Source organism: Mycobacterium simiae (assembly GCF_010727605.1).
GTDB classification, from domain to species: Bacteria; Actinomycetota; Actinomycetes; order Mycobacteriales; family Mycobacteriaceae; genus Mycobacterium; species Mycobacterium simiae.
The window spans coordinates 2,525,251-2,543,879 of the sequence record NZ_AP022568.1; the positions used below are offsets into that span (position 1 = coordinate 2,525,251).

20 protein-coding genes are annotated in these 18,629 nt (G+C 66.0%); 6 read left to right on the plus strand and 14 right to left on the minus strand.

The genetic code is table 11. The features are described 5' to 3' along the window. Nucleotides 1-10: 10 nt before the first annotated feature. From G6N33_RS11680 to G6N33_RS11690, 3 genes are all read right to left on the minus strand, one after another. Nucleotides 11-892, minus strand: a complete 882-nt coding sequence (locus G6N33_RS11680; protein ID WP_044509197.1) for a TIGR03854 family LLM class F420-dependent oxidoreductase — start codon at nt 890-892, stop codon at nt 11-13. Nucleotides 893-993: 101 nt separating this feature from the next. Then, nucleotides 994-1,407, minus strand: coding sequence for a nuclear transport factor 2 family protein (locus G6N33_RS11685; protein ID WP_044512638.1), 414 nt, complete (start codon nt 1,405-1,407; stop codon nt 994-996). Nucleotides 1,408-1,411: 4 nt separating this feature from the next. After that, nucleotides 1,412-1,969 carry a TetR/AcrR family transcriptional regulator gene (locus tag G6N33_RS11690; RefSeq protein WP_044509196.1) on the minus strand — a complete coding sequence of 186 codons (558 nt, stop codon included), beginning with the start codon at nt 1,967-1,969 and terminating at the stop codon, nt 1,412-1,414. A 95-nt stretch (nt 1,970-2,064) separates the two neighbouring features. On the opposite strand from G6N33_RS11690, the gene G6N33_RS11695 reads away from it, so the two are divergent. Further along, nucleotides 2,065-2,472, plus strand: coding sequence for a hypothetical protein (locus G6N33_RS11695; RefSeq protein ID WP_044509195.1), 408 nt, complete (start codon nt 2,065-2,067; stop codon nt 2,470-2,472). Further along, the gene (locus tag G6N33_RS11700) at nt 2,469-3,956 is read left to right on the plus strand and encodes an FAD-dependent oxidoreductase (RefSeq protein WP_044509194.1); all 1,488 of its coding nucleotides are present in this window, start codon (nt 2,469-2,471) and stop codon (nt 3,954-3,956) included. The genes G6N33_RS11695 and G6N33_RS11700 overlap by 4 nt, the downstream gene beginning before the upstream one ends. Here the strand turns inward: G6N33_RS11700 and G6N33_RS11705 are convergent. Further along, on the minus strand, nt 3,937-4,992 hold the full coding sequence (locus G6N33_RS11705; protein WP_044509193.1) for a ketopantoate reductase family protein: 1,056 nt from the start codon (nt 4,990-4,992) through the stop codon (nt 3,937-3,939). The two genes, G6N33_RS11700 and G6N33_RS11705, sit on opposite strands and share 20 nt — an antisense overlap. 261 nt (nt 4,993-5,253) lie before the next feature. Here G6N33_RS11705 and G6N33_RS11710 point away from each other — a divergent pair, with 261 nt between their 5' ends. Further along, nucleotides 5,254-5,829 (plus strand): helix-turn-helix domain-containing protein, encoded by a 576-nt coding sequence (locus G6N33_RS11710; RefSeq protein WP_044509192.1) that lies wholly within the window; start codon nt 5,254-5,256, stop codon nt 5,827-5,829. 104 nt (nt 5,830-5,933) lie between these two features. Next, the gene (locus G6N33_RS11715; RefSeq protein WP_044509191.1) at nt 5,934-7,265 is read left to right on the plus strand and encodes a cytochrome P450; all 1,332 of its coding nucleotides are present in this window, start codon (nt 5,934-5,936) and stop codon (nt 7,263-7,265) included. A gap of 4 nt (nt 7,266-7,269) precedes the next feature. On the opposite strand, the gene G6N33_RS11720 is transcribed toward G6N33_RS11715, so the two are convergent. The 9 genes from G6N33_RS11720 to G6N33_RS11760 form a co-directional block, all read right to left on the minus strand. Beyond that, a complete protein-coding gene (locus G6N33_RS11720) occupies nt 7,270-7,878 on the minus strand; it encodes a hypothetical protein (RefSeq protein WP_231382526.1) in 609 nt (202 codons plus the stop codon). A 118-nt stretch (nt 7,879-7,996) separates the two neighbouring features. After that, on the minus strand, nt 7,997-8,815 hold the full coding sequence (locus G6N33_RS11725) for a formate/nitrite transporter family protein (RefSeq protein WP_044509190.1): 819 nt from the start codon (nt 8,813-8,815) through the stop codon (nt 7,997-7,999). 364 nt (nt 8,816-9,179) lie between these two features. Beyond that, nucleotides 9,180-9,509, minus strand: coding sequence for a DUF1330 domain-containing protein (locus G6N33_RS11730; RefSeq protein ID WP_044509189.1), 330 nt, complete (start codon nt 9,507-9,509; stop codon nt 9,180-9,182). A gap of 45 nt (nt 9,510-9,554) precedes the next feature. Further along, a complete protein-coding gene (locus G6N33_RS11735) occupies nt 9,555-10,406 on the minus strand; it encodes a transglutaminase-like domain-containing protein (protein WP_044509188.1) in 852 nt (283 codons plus the stop codon). Between the two features lie 101 nt (nt 10,407-10,507). Beyond that, nucleotides 10,508-12,025, minus strand: a complete 1,518-nt coding sequence (locus G6N33_RS11740; protein WP_044509187.1) for a SulP family inorganic anion transporter — start codon at nt 12,023-12,025, stop codon at nt 10,508-10,510. Between the two features lie 42 nt (nt 12,026-12,067). Continuing rightward, nucleotides 12,068-12,481, minus strand: a complete 414-nt coding sequence (locus tag G6N33_RS11745) for a hypothetical protein (protein WP_044509186.1) — start codon at nt 12,479-12,481, stop codon at nt 12,068-12,070. Beyond that, a complete protein-coding gene (locus tag G6N33_RS11750; RefSeq protein ID WP_101528684.1) occupies nt 12,478-13,254 on the minus strand; it encodes an ABC transporter ATP-binding protein in 777 nt (258 codons plus the stop codon). The genes G6N33_RS11745 and G6N33_RS11750 overlap by 4 nt, the downstream gene beginning before the upstream one ends. Further along, nucleotides 13,251-14,129 carry an ABC transporter permease gene (locus tag G6N33_RS11755; protein ID WP_081662132.1) on the minus strand — a complete coding sequence of 293 codons (879 nt, stop codon included), beginning with the start codon at nt 14,127-14,129 and terminating at the stop codon, nt 13,251-13,253. Before G6N33_RS11755 ends, G6N33_RS11750 begins: the two co-directional genes overlap by 4 nt. Nucleotides 14,130-14,164: 35 nt before the next feature. Further along, a complete protein-coding gene (locus G6N33_RS11760) occupies nt 14,165-15,634 on the minus strand; it encodes an ABC transporter substrate-binding protein (RefSeq protein WP_044509183.1) in 1,470 nt (489 codons plus the stop codon). A 271-nt stretch (nt 15,635-15,905) separates the two neighbouring features. On the opposite strand from G6N33_RS11760, the gene G6N33_RS11765 reads away from it, so the two are divergent. After that, nucleotides 15,906-16,256, plus strand: a complete 351-nt coding sequence (locus G6N33_RS11765) for a YidH family protein (protein ID WP_231382525.1) — start codon at nt 15,906-15,908, stop codon at nt 16,254-16,256. Continuing rightward, on the plus strand, nt 16,256-16,612 hold the full coding sequence (locus tag G6N33_RS11770) for a DUF202 domain-containing protein (protein ID WP_044509181.1): 357 nt from the start codon (nt 16,256-16,258) through the stop codon (nt 16,610-16,612). The genes G6N33_RS11765 and G6N33_RS11770 overlap by 1 nt, the downstream gene beginning before the upstream one ends. Before the next feature lie 68 nt (nt 16,613-16,680). On the opposite strand, the gene gyrB is transcribed toward G6N33_RS11770, so the two are convergent. Then, nucleotides 16,681-18,621 (minus strand): DNA topoisomerase (ATP-hydrolyzing) subunit B, encoded by a 1,941-nt coding sequence (gyrB, locus tag G6N33_RS11775; protein ID WP_163771517.1) that lies wholly within the window; start codon nt 18,619-18,621, stop codon nt 16,681-16,683. Between the last annotated feature and the right edge of the window lie 8 nt (nt 18,622-18,629).

Consider the following 18,629-nt stretch of genomic DNA (forward strand, 5'->3'; position numbering starts at 1 on the left):
GATCCCGAATTCAGTTCTGCCGGCCCGCCAGCTCGGTGACGAACCGGTCGATGAAGCCGTCCACCGCTGCGCCGCCGGCGGGCCGGATCACGAACTTCGTCAATCCCGCCTCCAGGTAACCGTCGAGCTGCCGGTGCAGCCGATCCCAATCCGCGGCGATCAGCTCCGCGGGATCGACGTCGGGGCGACGTCGCCGGGCCGCGGCGACCAGCTCCGCAGACAACTCGCCCTCGGCAACGGCCAGCGAGATGCCGAAGTGATCGGGCTCGATCTGTCGGCCGGATTGCTCGGCGGCTTGCTCGATCGCCCGACGCCCGGCGCGGGCCTCGGCCGGGGTGAGGAAGCTACCCAACCAGCCATCCGCCAACGCGCCGATGCGTCGAAATGCCGCTGGCGCGGAGCCACCCAGCCAAATATCCAGTGGGGGTGCGGGTTTGGGTGTAATTACCGCACCGCTGACGCTGAAGTAGCGGCCATGGTAGGTGGCGACATCTTCGACCAGCGCCGCACGCAACACGCGCAGCGATTCGTCGAACACCGCCGCGCGCTCTCCGTCGGGAACCGGGAAGATCTCCCGCTCGGCGGGTATCGCCGAACGCAGTCCGAAGACCGGTAGCACCCGTTTGGGCGCGACGGCCGCCAACGACGCCAGCTGTTTGGCCACCAACACCGGATGACGACCCGGCAGCACTGCCACGGAAGTGCCCACCTTCAAGCGGGTCGTCCGGGCGAGGGCGTAGGCCATGCCGACAATGGGGTCGACCGTGGGGGCGTAGATGAGCTCGGAGAACCAGAGGGAGTCCACGCCGTTGGCCTCCAGATGATCGACAATGGCTGACAGTTGGTCGGGCGCGCTGTCCGCCCCCAGGCTCACCCCGAAGCGAATCTTCACCAGCGCCTCCGTCCGTGTCTGGTCGACATACCGTCGACATACCGTCGACATACCCAAGCCAACACGCCGCGGGCGCCGTTTGTGCCGGTGTCGCTGGTTGCTTACTTCGGAGCGAACTTCTCGGCCAGCTGCACCGCCTCGGCCTGGATGCGCTCGAATTGCGCGCTCATCGCTTCGGACAGCACCGTCGCCCCCGAGAGCGGACGCACCATGACCATGAAGTCGTCGATCAGGCCGTTCTCGTCGACGTGCAGGAAATCGCAGCCGTTGATTTTCTTGCCCGACACCACGGTCTCGAAGACCAGGGCGTGGTCGCGGCCGTCGGCGCCGGCGATCTCCCGGACGTAGCGGAAGTCCTCGAAGATCCGCAGCACGCCGCGCAGAATCGCCGCAGTGATCGGCTTGCCGACGTACGGCTTGAACGCCACCGGGCTGGTGAACACCACGTTGTCGGCCAGCAGTGCCTGAATGGCTACCTCATCGCGGTCCTCGACCGCTTTGCGGAACGGATGCATCACATCATGGTGCCGGATCGGTGAGGTAATGCACGAACACCGGTCGCAGCCACTCGACGAGCCGGGCGTCGTCCATGTCGACCAGGGGCGGCAGGCCCAGGATGTAGCGGGCCGTCGCCAGGCCCAGGATCTGCGATCCGACCAGGGCGGCCCGCTCAGGAGCCCGGTCCGGGACTACGGCGGCCAGCGCCGGAGCCACCTGGTCGACGAACACCGCGAGCAACGCGTCGGCGGCCGTGCGGTTGGTTGCCGCCGCCCGCAACATCGGCAGCATCGGGCCGTGCGGTCCCCAGACAGCGATGAACATCGGCAACACCAGCTCGGCCACCCGGTCGGGGGCCACGCCGGACAGCTCGGGAAACGTGACGTCGAAGCGCGAGGCCGCCGCGAAGAGCTCCGCCTTGCTGCCGAAGTAGTGCATGACCAGCGCCGGGTCCACGCCGGCCGCCGCGGCCACTGAACGAATGGTGGTGCGTTCGAAGCCGTGGCTGCCGAATTGTGTCCGCGCGGTACGCAAAATCGTCGACCGGGTGGCCTCTCCATCGCGTGCCTTGGGCGGCATGCCCGCAGTGTATTCAACAACTGTTGACACCTCCTCCGCGGGGGTCTACCGTTTGAGTTCAACAACTGTTGAACTCTGTATGAGGGGGTGCGGCCATGGCCGTCACAGCCATCCAAATCGGACTCGACCCCGAGGTGATCGACTACTCCTCGCCGGATTTTGCTCAATTCGCCGGCCTGTCAAAGGACAAGCTGCGCGCCGCCAACAACGACAACGTCGCCGCGTTGCGCGCCGCCGGGTATGAGGTGGACAACTGCCTGATCGAGTTCGGCGAGGCGGGGGCCGGCAAGGCGCGGCAGTGGCTGCGGGCCAAGCGATACGACGCGGTGCTCATCGGGGCCGGTGTGCGACTGGTTGCCAGCAACACACTGTTGTTCGAATCGATCGTCAACGCCGCTCACCTCACCCAACCGGGGTGTCGTTTCGTCTTCAACCGCGCGGCCGTCGCGACCCCCGACGACATCCGTCGCTGGTATCCGCACCCCCAGGCGGTGGCACGATGACCACTGCGCACGTCGACGTTGTGATCGTCGGCGCGGGACCGACGGGGCTGATCGCCGCCGGCGACCTTGCCCGCGCGGGCCGTTCGGTCACCGTGCTGGAGCGCCGCCCCACGATCAACCCGTCCAGCCGCGCATTCGCGACCATGGCTCGCACGCTCGAGGTGCTCGATGCTCGTGGGCTGGCCGACGATCTGCTGGCCCGGTCGCACCGGGCCCCGGGTGTCACACTTTTCGGCGGTGCCCGCATTGATCTCACGCATCTGGACTCGCCCTATCAATTCGTGATGATCACCCCGCAGACCAACATCGACCGGGCGCTGGCCGAGTACGCCGCCGTGCAGGGCGCCGACCTGCGGCGCGGTGTCGAAGTCGTCGACGTGGCTGCCGATCCCGATGGGGTCACCGTGACCGCACAGTCGCACGGCGATGGTAGCGTCGATGAAACGTGTTGGCGCGCACGCTATCTCATCGCTGCCGATGGGGCACACAGCACGGTGCGCAAGCTGGTGGGCGCGGATTTTCCTGGACGGACGATTCTGTCGTCGATCGTTCTCGCCGACGTGAAGCTGGCGCACGGCCCGACCGGGCGCGGCCTGACGGTGAGCAGCACGCAAAAAGTGTTCGCGTTCCTGGCACCCTACGACGCCCGCGACGCCGACGGAGCGTGGTATCGCACGATGGTGTGGGACCGTGACAATCAGCTGCCCGACAGCGCGCCCGCGGGATACGCAGAAATTGCCGGCGTCCTGGCGCGGTCGATGGGCGCCGACCCCGGTCTGCTGGAGGTGGGCTGGAGATCCCGATTCCATTGCGACGAGCGTCAAGTCGAACAGTATCGCCATGGCCGGGTCTTTCTGGCCGGTGATGCCGCACATGTGCACTCGCCAATGGGCGGGCAGGGTATGAACACCGGCATTCAGGATGCGGCGAACCTCGCCTGGAAGATCGACGCCGTGCTCGGCGGCGCCGATGACGCCGTGCTGGACACCTACCATGACGAACGCCATCCAATCGCGCGACGGGTGCTGCTGCAATCCGGTCTGATGGCCCGCGGCATCACGTTGTACCCGCGGATCGCCCGCGGTATGCGAAACCTATTGGCACCACGCCTACTTCGGATTCCGCAGGTGCGTGACGCGGTCGCCGGCAGCTTCGCCGGGACAACCCTGCGCTATCCGCACCGCAGTGGCGAGGCGTCTCTGGTGGGCACCCGGGCATCACGGATCCCGTTGCGGCAGGGGCGAATAGCTGAGTTGCAACGAACAGCCGGCTTTGTGTTGATTCGCGAAAACGGCGCGCCCGTCGTCGACGCGGGTCGGCTACCCCAGGCCGAGCGGGCCGACACCGGCCCGGCACTGCTGGTGCGCCCGGATGGCTACATCGCCTGGGCGGGCGATTCCGCCGACCGCTTCGCATGGGCCGCGACGCTGGCCCGGTGGACCGGCCAGTCCGGCGCCGAACGCCTCAGCTGCCAGACGCGCTGACCTCGGTGACGCCCAGCAAATCCGCCAGCTCGGCGGCCGTATAACGCCCGGGCCCCCGACCGTCGCGCACCGTTGCACGCGCCGCACGCGCCAGCGCGGCGTTGACCGGTGCCGCCACGCCGTGCCGGTGGGCGATGTGCACGATTTCGCCGTTGAGAAAGTCGGTTTCGACGTTGCCGGTTTGCCGGCTCAGCGACTGCCAGGTGGAATTGCTGGGGCCGGTATCCGATCCCGGCACCGGACGGATCGCGGGCCCATCGGCCCGCGCCGCCGTCGAGATCTCGAACGAGGTGAACTCGATCCCCGCTTGCCGCAATACCTCTTCGCCTTCCCGCCGCACCGCGGCCACGATGTTGCCGGTCTCGTCGGCGGTCAGCGCACCTACGGCGTTGCCGAGGTTGCTCAGCAACTTGTTGTACTTCCACGGGGCGACATCGTCGGGGGTTCGCACCCGCACGCCCGCCGGGCCCCACGTCCGGGCCAGCGTTGCCAACAGCTCGCTGTCGTCGGGCGTGTGCAGCGCTGCGGGCCAGCGCCCGATGTGAAACTGGCCGACCACGGGCCACGACCGCACAATCACCTGACCCGGCTCGAGGTGTACGGCCGGCAGCCATACGCAGATGCCATACACCCGCCGGAAATATCGCAGCGCGTTGTCCTCTGCAGCAACGCCATTGGTGGCCGTCATCGCCGGTAACCGTTCGCCCGCGGTCCCGATGACACCGGCGGGGCCATGGACCGGTCGGTCCACCCAGTCCTGCAGCGCCGCATCGAGTTGCTGGGTCTTGGTCGCGAACACCAGCACGTCGCGCTCGCCCAACCGGACATCCTCGGGCCGAGCTGCGGCGGTGACAGCGGTGCGGAAGGTGCCGTCGGGCGTCTTCAAGGTGATGCCGTTGCTCGCCAGCTCCTCGGCATGGCGGCCGCGAGCCACCAGCACAGCCGGGATACCGGCCCGGGTCAGCGCCCCGCCGACGGTGCCGCCGATCGCGCCGGCACCGATGATCACGTAGCGGCGTTCGTCTCGTGCAGACAATTGGTCAGCCCCCTGTCAGCTCGGCTCACGATCTCCCCTGCGCGAGACTACGACCGCTGTGAGGGACCGCTGTGAGAGACCGCTATGAGGGACCGCTATGAGGCCGCTGTGGTGCCCGCACGCGCCGGCCGGGCAGCACGAGGAAGCGGGCCTCGTTTCCGAAGTTGCTGGCACCCCGCGACCAGCAACCCGTGACAAAGACCCGCTTTCGCTCATTCCTTCGGGTACGTAGTCGATCGACTACGGTGGTAGTGTAGACATATGACTACACGCAGCGCAAGCCTCGCCGGGACGCGAGACACCGTTCCAACCGGCCGCGACGAGGTGATCGCCGCCATCCTGGACAGCGCCGCGGACATGTTCGCCGAACGCGGGCCGGCGGCCGCCTCTATTCGCGACATCGCGGCCCGGGCTCACGTCAACCACGGCCTGGTCTTTCGCCACTTCGGCACCAAGGAGCAACTCGTGGCCGCGGTGCTCGATCACGTGGCCGCCAGCACAACCGCCCTGGCTGACGGGGCGGCGGCGCCCGCCGAGATCGACGCGGCCACCACACGCCAGTTACGCGTGATCGCGCGGGCGCTACTCGATGGCTACCCGGTCGGGCAACTGCAGTCCAGCTTCCCCGCCGCGGCGAGGTTGCTCGACGGCCTCCGGCCCCAGCATGACAACGAGGAGAGCGCCCGGTTGGCGGCGGCAAACGCGATCGCATTGCTGCTGGGTTGGCAGCTCTTTGAGCCGTTCGTCCGCTCGGCGACCGGACTGAACGATTTGCCTCGAGAGAAACTGCGGGAGACCATTTTTGCCGCGATGGGCCGGCTCTCGCAGCCGCATTGAGCGTCACCGCTTCGACATTCGGAAGTGGCCGATGCTCGGTAGTGTGGGTGAGCGTCTAAGCCCCGAGGAGGCGCTGATGTCCCACACCGGTTGGGCGAGCTGATATGAATCCCGCGACACCCGCCGTGGCCGATCGGCTGGCGCAGCTCCCGCTCCCGCCCGGCCCGCGGCTGCCCGGGGTCTTGCAGACGGCGCTGTTCTCCCATCGGGACCGCGTCACCCCCTGGTTGCGCAAGCACTACGGCGACGTCATCGCCGTCTCGGTGCTGGGCCGCCCGTCGGTCCTGCTGTGCAGTCCCGAGCTCAACCGCGCCGTGCTGGGTGGCGAGCCGACCACCTTCCACGCGGGCGAGGGAAGAATTCAAGGGATCCGCAACGTGATGGGCGAGCGCTCGGTGGTGACCACCGACGAAGCCGACCACCAACGGCTGCGCAAACTGCTGGTACCGCCGTTCAACGGCGCCGCGCTACGCGGCTATCGAGACATGATGAACGAGCTCGCCACCAAAGAGGTCGGCCGCTGGCCGCTCGGCACCCCGTTCGCCGCACAACCGCGGATGAACGCGGTGACGCTGGAGATGATGTTGCGCGTGGTCCTGGGTCTGTGCGAGGGACCTCAGCTCGACGCCCTTCGAATCCCGTTCTCGCGACTCGTGTCGGCACCCATGGCGGTTTACGCGGGCGAAGTCGTGACGCCATTGCAACGGTTCGGGCCCTGGAAGCGCTTTCGCCAATTACTTACCGGCATCGACGAATTGCTCTACGCGGAGATCCACCGCCGCCGCCGCGCCACGGACACCGTCGAACGCAACGACGTGCTGTCCCGGCTGATCACGACCGAAGTCGACGAAGACCGGCTCTCCGATGCCGAGCTTCGCGACCAGATGGTCACCCTGCTGCTGGCCGGTCACGAAACCACCGCGATCACGTTGTCGTGGACCCTGCATGACCTGGCGCACGACCCGGCCTTGCAGGACAAGACCATTGCCGCGGTCGACGCCGGCGACGACAAGTACCTCGAGGCCGTCGTGAAGGAGTCGATGCGGTTACACCCCGTGTTCTATGCCGTGGCACGGCGACTCACTCATGATGTCGAACTGGGCGGCTATCGCGTGCCCGCCGGTTACACCGTGTTCGCCGGCATCCAACCCGTGCAAACCGACCCGGGGCAGCACTGCGAGCCGCACCTGTTCCGGCCCGAGCGGTTCCTCGACGGCTCTGCCACCGCCGCCAACTGGTTGCCATTCGGCGCGGGCGTACGCCGTTGTCTCGGAGGCGGATTCGCCATGATGGAAGCCACAGCGATCCTTCGTGAGGTGCTGCGTAACTACCGCTTGACGGCCGCCCGGGCCCGGCCTGAGAAGGCCCGCGCGCGTCACGTCGTGTACATCCCCGCCCACGGCGCCCGCATCATCGCTCGCCGTCGCGCCGGCTAATTCGTCAGAGCATCGACGAGATCATCGCCCCACCATCGTCGGCGGCCTGAGACGTCGCGTTGTCGTTCTGCCGGTAGTAGACGAAGGCCGTCTGCCGACTCGAGTTGTTCCACAGTTCGCTGAAGGTCCCGAGCACCGGTACCGGGCCCTGCGGGGCGGCTGCGGTCGCGGTGTAGTCGATGAAGGCTTCCTGCTGAAAGTTGTTGCCCTGCACTGCCTTCGTCTTGGGTGCGGTCAAGGTCTTCACGTTGGTCAGGCCCGCGCCCGGCGTCGCACTCAACTGGTCGATGTCGGCCTGCAAGGTGGCCACGGCATCCGGCGCGCTCGCGGGTTTGACCGCGATTTGCAGCTGCGCGCTGGAATCGGCGTTGGACAGCGCCACCCAGTTGGGACCCCGATCCGCGACAGTCCAGCCGGGCGCCGGGATGATCGCGACACCGGGCACGATGTCGACCGAGTCCTCCGACGCCAGCGCCACCGCCGGGCGGTGGGCGGTAAGGGTCATGAGCATTGCCGCCGCGACGACGCCGCCGCCGACGACGACGGCGAGCGTCCACAGCCGCCGCGCCAAGCCGCGGCCCTGGTACTGCACTTTCGGTGACACGGTGGTCATGGCCTAGCTCCTGTTGCGTCGATCTGTTTGCCCATCGCCTAACAGAGTCGTCCTACCTGCGGGCTTTGTCCAAGATTAGGTTGCGATGGACCGATAAGCTTCGCTTATCGCGACGTCCTCACGACGTTTCGGCGGCCACTCGTTCCTGTCGAAGGCGGTCGCTGCTGCGCACCAGTCGCAACAGCGTCACGAAGAACAACCCGCCCACCACGTTGCCGACCACCGTGTAGCCGAACCAGCCCAGCCAATCGAGGTAGCCGAACGGCGCCCGACCGGCCACCAGCGCGCCGAAGATTAACAGCGAGTCCAGGATCGAGTGGAACAGCCGCAACCCAGCCAGCAGGAATGCGACCGCGACGGCCGCCGCGATCTTGGCCGGGACCGACTCCGTCCCGTGCTGCATCCGGGTCATCAACGTGATCGCCATCCCGCCCAGCACGGCGAGCGCGAAGGTATGCGCCGACACCGGTGCGGTGACGAAGTGCTCCGCCGATTCGAAGGTCTGTCCGCGTAGCTCGGGGAAGCCCGTCATGATCAGCCACATGATTATCCAGCCGCCGACCAGGTTGGCGAACAGCGTGCCGCCCCACAGTTTGAACAGCTGGCGCAGGCTGGCCCGCTTGGCCGCCACCGTGGTGACGGGCACCAGAAACCCTTCGGTGAAAAGCTCACTATGGCCCAGCAATAACGCCAGAAAACCGATCGAGAACGCGACGCCGGCGAGCAGGGGCCGGTGGGTTGCGTCCAGCACCGCCAGGTAGGCGAGCACGCCCAGCGCGACCTCGGTGCCGCCGAAAAAGCCGGTGACCAAGATTCCGCGCCAGCTGCGGTGCAGGCGTTGGGCGCCTTCGCTCAGCATGCTGACGAAGGCATCTTCCAGCTTGTCTTCGATGGGGCTGTCGGACGCGCCGAGGTCGCGCTGCGTGCTCTCACTCATCGGGTAGACCGCGCAGACTACCGCTGCCCGGCTGGGATGTGCTGTCGCGCAACGTGTGAGCGCGCCGGCTAGGCAGCCGCCGCGCCAGGAGCCAGCATCGGGCTGACCTCGGAGTACACGTGTCGGCAGCTGCCACAGTGCACCTGATATTCCAGCCTGTCGCCGCCGAGCTCCAGAAACTGATACTCGGCCCATGCCGCGCACCGCGGGCAACGCGCGCGACCCTGCTCTACTGCCGTCATCTATAGGCCCCCTAGTCAACCGTGCGGTGAAAATACCCGCTTCCGCCCTGGTCAAACCATCGAATTCGGTCGCGATACCGGCACCCTCGCCGCGACGAGAACCCGCGGATGGCGGCGCACCGCTAACTCGATTGGCTGTTCAGGATCGGACGCAGATCGTCCAGCCGGTCGAAGAGGTGCCAAATGTATTTCGATGATCCGTTCTCGCGGTGTGGATGCAGGCTGGCGAGTTCGGGATCGTTGCAGTAATTGTCAAAGGCTTCACGCGATTCCCACTCGACGAGTATCAGCACTCGACGCGGCTCGATGTCGCCGAGGATCGCATCCTGGAAACTACCGAGCGCAACCACGCGGCCACCGTGCCTGGCCACCTCGGCGGGCGATCGTCGTGAATAGGCGCGGTACTCGTCGGCATCGGCAACATCAAAGAGATTCAAGGCATAGACGCTCATGGCTGCCGACGTTACGGTTCCACCCTGGGTTATGACGAGCCACCTCTACTGCAAGCTCACAAGCTGTTCGACCGAGTCCCTGGGCAGTTCGCCGTCGACCACCGCCGTCACCGTCATGTTCTGCAAGGTGATGGCGCCGCCGTGGTTGTCCAGGAAGGCTGTGTCGGCGGCGTCGCGCCCGGTGGCGATGCGGACCATCGACTGCCGGGGAGCCAAACAGGTGGCGTCGACGACCCGCCAGACCCCGTCGATCAACGCCTCCGCCACGGCGTGAAAATCCATCGGCTGGCAGCCGGGCGCATACACGGCGGCCAGCCGGGCCGGGACGTGGACGGCCCGCAGCAGCGCGATGACCAGGTGGGCATAGTCGCGGCACACACCGGCGCCGGCGAGCAACGTATCGGCGGCCCCGTCGATCGGGTCGCTGGTGCCCGGGACGTAGTCGAGCCGGGTGCCGACCCACGATGAGACCTTCTCGAGCAACGTGACCGACGTGCCGTACTGCCGGAACTCCGTGGCGGCGAAGCCGAAAAATTTGTCGGCTTCGGCGTACCTGCTCGGACGCAGATAGGTGATGGCGTCGATATCGCTGACCGGCGCGGGGTCCGCTTGTCCGGCGACCGTCGCCGCGTAGGACAAGGTCACCGTCCCTTTGTCGGCCGGCACCACGTGAATCCGCGTCCGATGCGGGCCGACAACTTCACGCGGTTGCACCACCTTGCCGTTCCGCTTGATCGTGAGCGATTCGCTCACCTCGATGCCGGACTGACGGCTGACCGCGATCTGGAAGTCGAGCACCGTCGGTTCGATGACCTCGACTCCGATTTCGGCACCGACGGTGCGGCCGGCCCCGGCTGTGCCGTCGTGTGTCGCACCCCGGCGTCTCCATGCAGGCATACGGTGGGCCCTCTCGTCTGAGCCAGTCGAATCCCGCTCGCTACTTGGCAGGCCTTTCGCGTAGGCACTGTTCTACCGCACAACCCGCGCGGGCGCGCGTGTTAGACACCCAATCGGCCGGTCAGACGGTTGAGATGCTCGAGACTGGCTCCATCCAGACCGCTGATGCGCACGGTCTTACCGCGGAGCCGGTATTTGTGCTGGATCGCGTCGAGAGCGGCTACCGCGGACGCATCCCACACGTCGGTGCCGGACATGTCGATGAGGACGTCGTCCGGATCGTTCACATAGTCGAATTGATGTACAAGGTCGTTGCTGGACGCGAAGAAGAGTTCGCCTCGGACGCGATAGGTGCGCGTTCCGGAGTCGTCGGGCGTGCGCGGTCCGTCTGATTCCACGATCGTCAGGTGGGCGACCCGACGGGCGAACGCCACCATGGCGGTGAGCACCCCAAGGATCACTCCGACGGCCAGGTTTCCGGTGGCCACGGTGGCCACCACGGTGATGATCATGATGGCGGTCTCGCTGCGCGGCAACACTTTCAGCGTGCGCGGCGCCACACTGTGCCAGTCGAAGGTCGCGGCGGAGACCACGATCATGACGGCGGCCAGCGCCGCCATCGGTATCCGGCCGACCAGGTCGCCGAGCGACAGGATCAGCAGCAACAGGAATGCCCCGGTGGACAAGGTCGACATGCGGGTGCGTCCGCCGGCGACCTTGACGTTCATCATGGTCTGCCCGACCACCGCGCAGCCACCCATGCCGCCGAAGATGCCGGTAATGATGTTGGCCAGACCCTGACCGCAAGCTTCGCGGGTCTTGTTCGACGGGGTCTCGGTGATGTCGTCGATGAGCTTGGCCGTCATCAGCGATTCCAACAGTCCGACCAGGGCGACGCCTATCGCGTACGGAGCGATGAGCTGCAGCGTCGCCCACGTCAGCGGCACGTGCGGGATCGCCGGCGACGGCAGCGAATGCGGTAGTGCGCCCTGGGCTCCCACGTCGGGGACGTGCCAACCGAAGACCACCACGGTCGCCGTCAAGGCCAACACCACCACCAGGGGTGCCGGGACGGCGGTGGTGAGTTTGGGCAGCACGACCATGATCGCGATACCGGCCGCGGCCAGCGGGTACACCAGCCATGGCACGTCCACCAAGTGCCGCAGCTGCGACACGAACACCAGGATGGCCAGCGCGTTGACGAACCCGATCATCACGCTGCGCGGGATGAACCGCATCAGTTTCGCGATACCCACCAGCCCGAGGAGCACCTGAAAGATGCCAGCCAGCACGATCGTCGCGACCAGGTAGTTGACGCCGTATTGATGGCCGATCGGTGCGACGACGAGAGCGACGGCGGCGGTTGCCGCGGAGATGAGCGCCGGCCTACCACCCGCCACCGCGATGGTGAGCGCCATAGTGACCGAGGAGAACAGTCCGACACGGGGGTCAACGCCGGCGATGACCGAGAACGCGATGGCCTCCGGGATCAATGCCAGCGCGACGACCAATCCGGCGAGGATTTCGGTCCGTAACCGTCCGGGACTGCGTAACACGCTGCGAACAGAGTTGTCGGGGCTGGTCCCGGGCGCGCGAGTACGCGGCATGGTGATGCTCATGGTGTTCGGTGCTGTCCTCTGGACTCGTATCGAAGATTCGTCTCAGCGGCGATGGTCGTGGCGCTCGAGTGGCGTTGGCGGCGTGTCTGTTTTGTCGACCATGAACTCGCCGAACCGCCTCTCCAGGGCCTCAAGCAGTCGGCGAATCTCTTTCATGCGCGCCTGTACCACCAGCAACTGGTCGGCGAAAGAGCCGGCGTCCGGCCCTTGAGCCCGCGTGACGGCACCCAACTCGGCATGCTCGGCGCGCAGCATGTCCGCGAACAGCGCGGCCTGGACCACGTCGGCGTGGTTCGCCGGCGCCGAGGAGCAGCTCCGGCATGGCGGTCCGGACCGGCCGGGGATCTTGTCCCCGGCCGCCGGGGCACTCTGTTCGCGGACGTAGGCCAGGTAGCGACGGCCGCGGGACGTAGTCGGGGTGAATCGCGGGAATCTGAGGTCGCTTTCGATCGTCATCGCTGGGCACCTTCGGCGGCGCGGTTCAGCGACGGTGCATGCCCCAGAAACTGCAGGATGTCGTAGCGGCTGCGCCGATAGGCATCGGTGAATTGCGCTTCGGGCGAGCGGGGTTCCTCGATCGTGATGACGTCGGCGACGGTCGCCGGCCGGTGGCTCAGCAGGACGATTCGGTCGGCCAGCAGCAGCGCCTCGTCGACGTCGTGGGTGACGAACAGGATGGTCATCTTCTGCTGCTCCCAGACCGTCAACAACAGCTGCTGCATCTCCAGCCGGGTCTGTGCGTCTAGCGCGCCGAACGGTTCGTCCATCAGCATTACCTTCGGCTCGCACGCCAGGGTGCGGGCCAGTTGGACGCGCTGCCGCATGCCACCGGACAGATGGCTGGGCAGATGGCCACCGTAACTGCCCAGGCCCACCTGGTCGAGGCGGTCTTGCGCGGCGGCCTTGGCGTCCTTCCCGCGCACCCCGCGCAGCCGGATCGGGTACATCACATTTTTGAGTGCGGTGCGCCACGGGAACAACGCATCTTCTTGAAAAACCATGGCGCACTGGGCAGTACTGCCCGTGACGGCCGCCCCGTCGACGGTGGCGTGCCCACCCATCGGGGGGAGCAACCCAGCCAGGGCGCGCAGGATGGTCGACTTGCCACATCCGGATGGGCCGAGGAAGACCACGACCTCGCCGGGGTTGACGTCCAGGGTGATGTCGGCGGCGAGGGCGCCGTTGAAGCCCAGTTTCAACCCGTCCAGGTGGACGGCGCCCGCACTCATCGGGCGGCCCTCGGCAACCAGTGGTTGACGCGACGGCCGACGCGCTCCACCGCCCACGCGGTGATCAGCCCGAGTGCTCCGATCGAGATCATGCCGACGACGACTCCGGCATAATCCAGCAGGCCGTAGGACTGCCAGGTGTAGTAGCCGATCCCGAACTGCCCGGAGATCATTTCGGCGCTGACCACGCAGATCCAGGCCACTCCCATTGCGACGGACAAACCGGTGAAGATTCCGGGCATCGCACCGGGAACGATCACATGCAACAGCAGCGAAAGTCGGCTCGCCCCCATGGTTTTGGCCGCTTCCTCCCACACCTTGGGCAGTGAGTCCATGGCGTGGATGGTGCTGACGACCACGGGGAAGAACGCCGCGAAGAACGTGATGAAGACGATGCCTTGCTCACTGGTGGGGAACAGCAGGATCGTGAGCGGAACCAGGGCGATCGCCGGGATGGGCCGCAGAATTTCGATGAAGGGACGCAGCATCATTCGCGCTGTCTGGGAACGGCCAACCAGGATGCCCAACGCGACGCCGACCGCGGCCGCCAGCGCGAACCCGAGCAGGATGCGCTGCAAGCTGGCCAGCAGGTCGTCGTAGTACCCGCCGGAGCTGATCCGCGACGCCAATGAATCGACGACGCTCATCGGGGTGGGCATCCGGTTGAATCGCAGCCAGGCGACAACGTTGTGGGCGGTGAGGATCTGCCACAGCGCGACGAACGCGGTGATCGGGACGAGCGGTAGGACCAGTGCCGCGGCGCGGCGCTGCACAACGCGGGGGATGCGGGCACCAATCCGTCCGCGGGGCCGGAGCACGCGGGCGGTGGAGGCGGGTCCGACGGCCGCTTGGCCGCGGGTGAGTGTGGTGGTCACGGGCTTCCTTCCTTACTTAATTGGGTCTGGTGTCGCTATCCCGACGGGCGCAACTGCGCTACGGCCGCCGGATAGGTGAGCGGGATCGTCGCCGGGTGGCGAGCGTGATAAGCCTCGGCGGCGGCCTCGGTGGCGAATGGTTTGAACCGTTGCGTGGGGGGAGCGGTCGGATCATCCAGCCAGACAGCATGATTCGCGAAGAGTTTGACGCCGGTTTCGGTGTCGGGGACGTACGCGGCACGCACCGAGGCGGTGGCGGCCACCCGGCGCAGCAGGCAGGTCGGCGTCGCGGCGGCGACGGTGGTGTCGGCGCCCTGCTTCCATAGCTCCGAGGCCTCGGTCGGATCGCCGACGGGCAGGCCGCACAGGTCGTCATAGCCGGTCAGCGTGATCGGGTTGGTGACGTCAGCGCGGCGGCGTTGATAATCCGCGCCGAACAGCTCCTGTAAATAGCGGTCGTTGGTGAACGACGTGATGCTGAAGGTTGGCGACACCGCGCCCCTGGCAACCAGGAAGTCCTTGATCTTGTCGAGGGTGAGTCCAAACTGGCTCTTCAGTGTCATGTCGAAGGACACCAGTCCGTCGGGGCCGTTGTAGAGGTAGACAACCTCGGGTTCGATGCCGGTCAGCTTGCTCACCCGTAGCGCCGCCTGCAGCGGATTGGCGACGATGTAGTCGGTGGTCGATTTCATCGCCTGCATGAACGCGGCCATCACGTCGCCATTGGCATCGGCGAATTGTTTGCGGACGAGAACACCGTGGAAGGTGGGCACATTGTTGTCGCCACCGTCGTAGAGCAGCCTGCCCTGGTTGCGAAAGATCACCAGCTGCGGCCACGGCACGAACTGCGCGAACGCGTCCACTTGTCCGCCCTGGATGGCCGATGCTCCGATGGACGGGTCCTGGTTAACCTTGCGCACTGCGCCCGCGTCGATCCCATTGCGTTGCAACGCTGTCGAGAACATGCCGTCGCCGGCCGATCCGAGACTGGTGGAGACCCGCTTGCCGGCGAGGTCGGCCAGCGTGCGCGCGGCGGAACCGGTGGGGATGACGACCTGGTTCAACGAGCCACGCAGACTGTAGCCGGTGGTCGCGATCAGCTCCGTCTGGGCGTCGCTGTACTTCTTGGTCTTGGATCCGTTGGTGAGCAGCGGGTAGTCGCCCATCGACCCGATGTCGACGTGGGTGGCGATCATCTGCGCGGTCAGCGGCGCGCCGGAGGCAAAGTCCTGCCACACAACGCGGTACTTCTTGCCGGTCGACATGCCGAGCCGGCTCAGTGCTTTCTCGAAGTCGCCGCGGTCGCGCAGCAGTGTGCCGGCGTTGACGGTGTTGATGGTCTTGGACTGGTAGCCGACGTTGACCACAACGATGCTTTCGGTGAGCAGCCCGCACCCACTGAGCAGCTGCGCCGCGGGCACCAGGACCGAGGCCGCCGCGACCACGGCACGGGCACGCCACCGTCGCGCGGACCCGGCGCGGGCCGGTTGTCTTTTGTCGTACACGCAATCCAGGGTCCGGCCCGTCTATTACCGCTTGGTCACTGCACGTTGCACCACAGTTACGCCATCTGGCTTCATCACGTGCCGGAGGTCACAGTTCTTAGCGAGGCGCGTCTCGGTAAAGTTCGCCACGACGGATGTGGCATAGCCTGTGGGGCAGGTGAATCCTGAGTTACGCCACCGCCAAGAAACTAGCGTTGCGCTCCCCTTCGCGAAAGACTGGACGACTGTGGAGAGCACAAGTCTTTCAGCCGGTTTGCACACGCGGGAGACTGTGGCGCCCACGCCAGCCGAACCGGACTACCGGTTCACTCTCGCCAATGAGCGCACATTTTTGGCCTGGCAACGCACCGCGCTTGGTTTGCTTGCTGCGGCGGTCGGTGTTGTGCAATTCCTGCCGGAGTTGGCGATCCCGGGACTGCGGCACATCCTGGGCGGGGCAATCGGCGTTGTCGCGGTGCTGACCTCGGTTGCGGGGCTGCTTCGTTGGAGTCAAGTCGATCACGCGATTCGCCGTAATCTGCCGCTGCCCCGGCCGGCTACCCCTATCTATCTGGCGGTGGCCCTGGTCGTGGTCGGTCTGGTCACGGTCGTGTTGTCGCTCGCGGCGACCGGCGCAAGCTGATGCCCCGCACGCAAGCGTCCTCGTCGGACCGGGGTCTGCAGGCCGAACGAACGGCGCTGGCGTGGACGCGGACCTCGTTGTCGGTCGTGGTCTCCGGTGTGCTGATTCTGCTCAGGAACCGTGCCCTTGTCGATCCGGGTGTCGATCCGGGCGGATGCGCCGCCCGGCTCGGAATCGTCGGCACCACGGCAGTTGTCGCGCTCGCGGTGTTCGCCATGGGGGTTATGCGCCGTCGTACCCTCACGGTGTCGCCGCTGCCCCGGCCGGATCGCCCCCGGCGAGCAATACTGCCGGTCGGCGGCTCGGTCGCGGCGTTGTCCCTGCTGGTGGTGACCTACCTGATGCTGGGCGTCTGAGGCCGTTCGGCGTTTGTTGGGGCTGGTGTTGGGCGTCTGTTGGATGTTGGTTAGACGTCTTAGACGTCTTAGACGTCGAGGAAGCGGACGTCTTTGGCGTTGCGGGTGATGAAGCTGCGGCGGGCGTCGACGTCTTCGCCCATCAGGATGGAAAACAGTTCATCGGCGGCGGCGGCGTCATCGAGGGTGACTTGGCGCAGCACCCGCACCGAGGGATCCATGGTGGTCTCCCACAATTCCTTGGCATCCATTTCCCCCAGCCCCTTATAGCGCTGGATACCGTCGTCTTTGTTGATCTTCTTCCCGGCCTTTTGCCCCGCCTCTAGCAATCCGTCACGTTCCCGGTCGGAATAAGCGAACTCCGGATCGCTGCGCTGCCATTTGAGCTTGTACAGCGGCGGCTGCGCCAAAAACACATGCCCGTGCTCGATCAACGGACGCATAAACCGAAACAGCAGGGTCAGCAACAACGTGGAGATGTGTTGACCGTCGACGTCGGCATCGGCCATCAACACGATCTTGTGGTAGCGCAGTTTGGTGATGTCGAATTCGTCGTGGATGCCGGTGCCCAGCGCGGTGATGATGGCCTGGACTTCGGTGTTTTTCAGCACCCGATCGATGCGGGCCTTTTCGACGTTGATGATCTTGCCGCGCAGCGGCAAGATCGCCTGGAACATCGAATCACGCCCACTTTTCGCCGACCCACCCGCGGAATCACCTTCCACCACATACAGCTCAGACTTCCGCGGATCCGTCGAGCGGCAATCAGCCAACTTGCCCGGCAACCCACCCAAATCCGTAGCACTCTTACGCCGCACCAACTCCCGCGCCTTACGCGCCGCAATGCGGGCGCGCGCGGATGACGTCGCCTTGGTGATGATGACCTTGGCTTCGGCCGGGTTCGCCTCGAACCAGTGGGTGAGCTTCTCGTGGCACATCTTCTGCACGAAGGATCGCACCGATGCGTTGCCCAGCCGGGTCTTGGTCTGGCCCTCGAATTGCGGCTCGGCAAGTTTGACCGAAATCACTGCTGCGAGGCCTTCTCGGATGTCGTCGCCGGTGAGGCCGGGATCCTTGTCCTTGAGCAGCTTCTTGTCTTTGGCGTACTTGTTGACCACGTTGGTCAGGGCCGCCCGAAAGCCCTCCTCGTGGGTGCCGCCCTCATGGGTGTTGATGGTGTTGGCGAAGGTGTGCACCGACTCCGAATAGCCCTCGTTCCACTGCATCGCGATCTCCACCTCGTATCCCGGTTCCCCGCCGGTGAATTCGATAATGCTGGGCTGGATCGGGTTTTTGGTGCGATTGATGTGCTTGACGAAATCGACCAAACCACCCGGGTAGACAAACGTGCGGGCGGCGCCGTTGCCCTGGGCGTTGGCGCGTCGATCGGTCAAGGTCAACAGCAGGCCCTTGTTCAGGAAGGCCATCTCCTGCAGGCGGCGGGCCACCGTCTCGGCGCTGTAGGTCGTGGTTTCGAAGACCTCGGGGTCGGCCCAAAAGCGGACCGTGGTGCCGGTTTGTGTCGTCGCGGCGCCGCGCGTCAAAGTGCCGGGCACGGATTGCTCGTAATGCTGGGACCATCGGTAACCGTCCCGGCAGATTTGGACCTCGAGTCGGGTGGACAGCGCGTTGACGACCGAGACGCCAACCCCGTGCAATCCGCCCGACACGCTGTAGGACTGGGAATCGAACTTGCCCCCCGCGTGCAGTTGGGTCATCACGACGTCGACGGTGGGAATCCCGGTTGCATGCATCGCGACCGGGATTCCGCGCCCGTCATCGGTAACCTCGACTCCTCCGTCGGCCAGCAACGTCACGTCGACCCGGCGGGCATGACCGGCCATGGCTTCGTCGACACCGTTGTCGACGACCTCCCAGATCAGGTGGTGCAGACCGCGTTCACCGGTGGACCCGATATACATCCCGGGCCGCTTCCGAACGACGTCGAGGCCTTCCAGAATGGTGATCGATGCTGCGCCATAACCGTTGGGAGTAACACCATCGGCCATCGGTCATA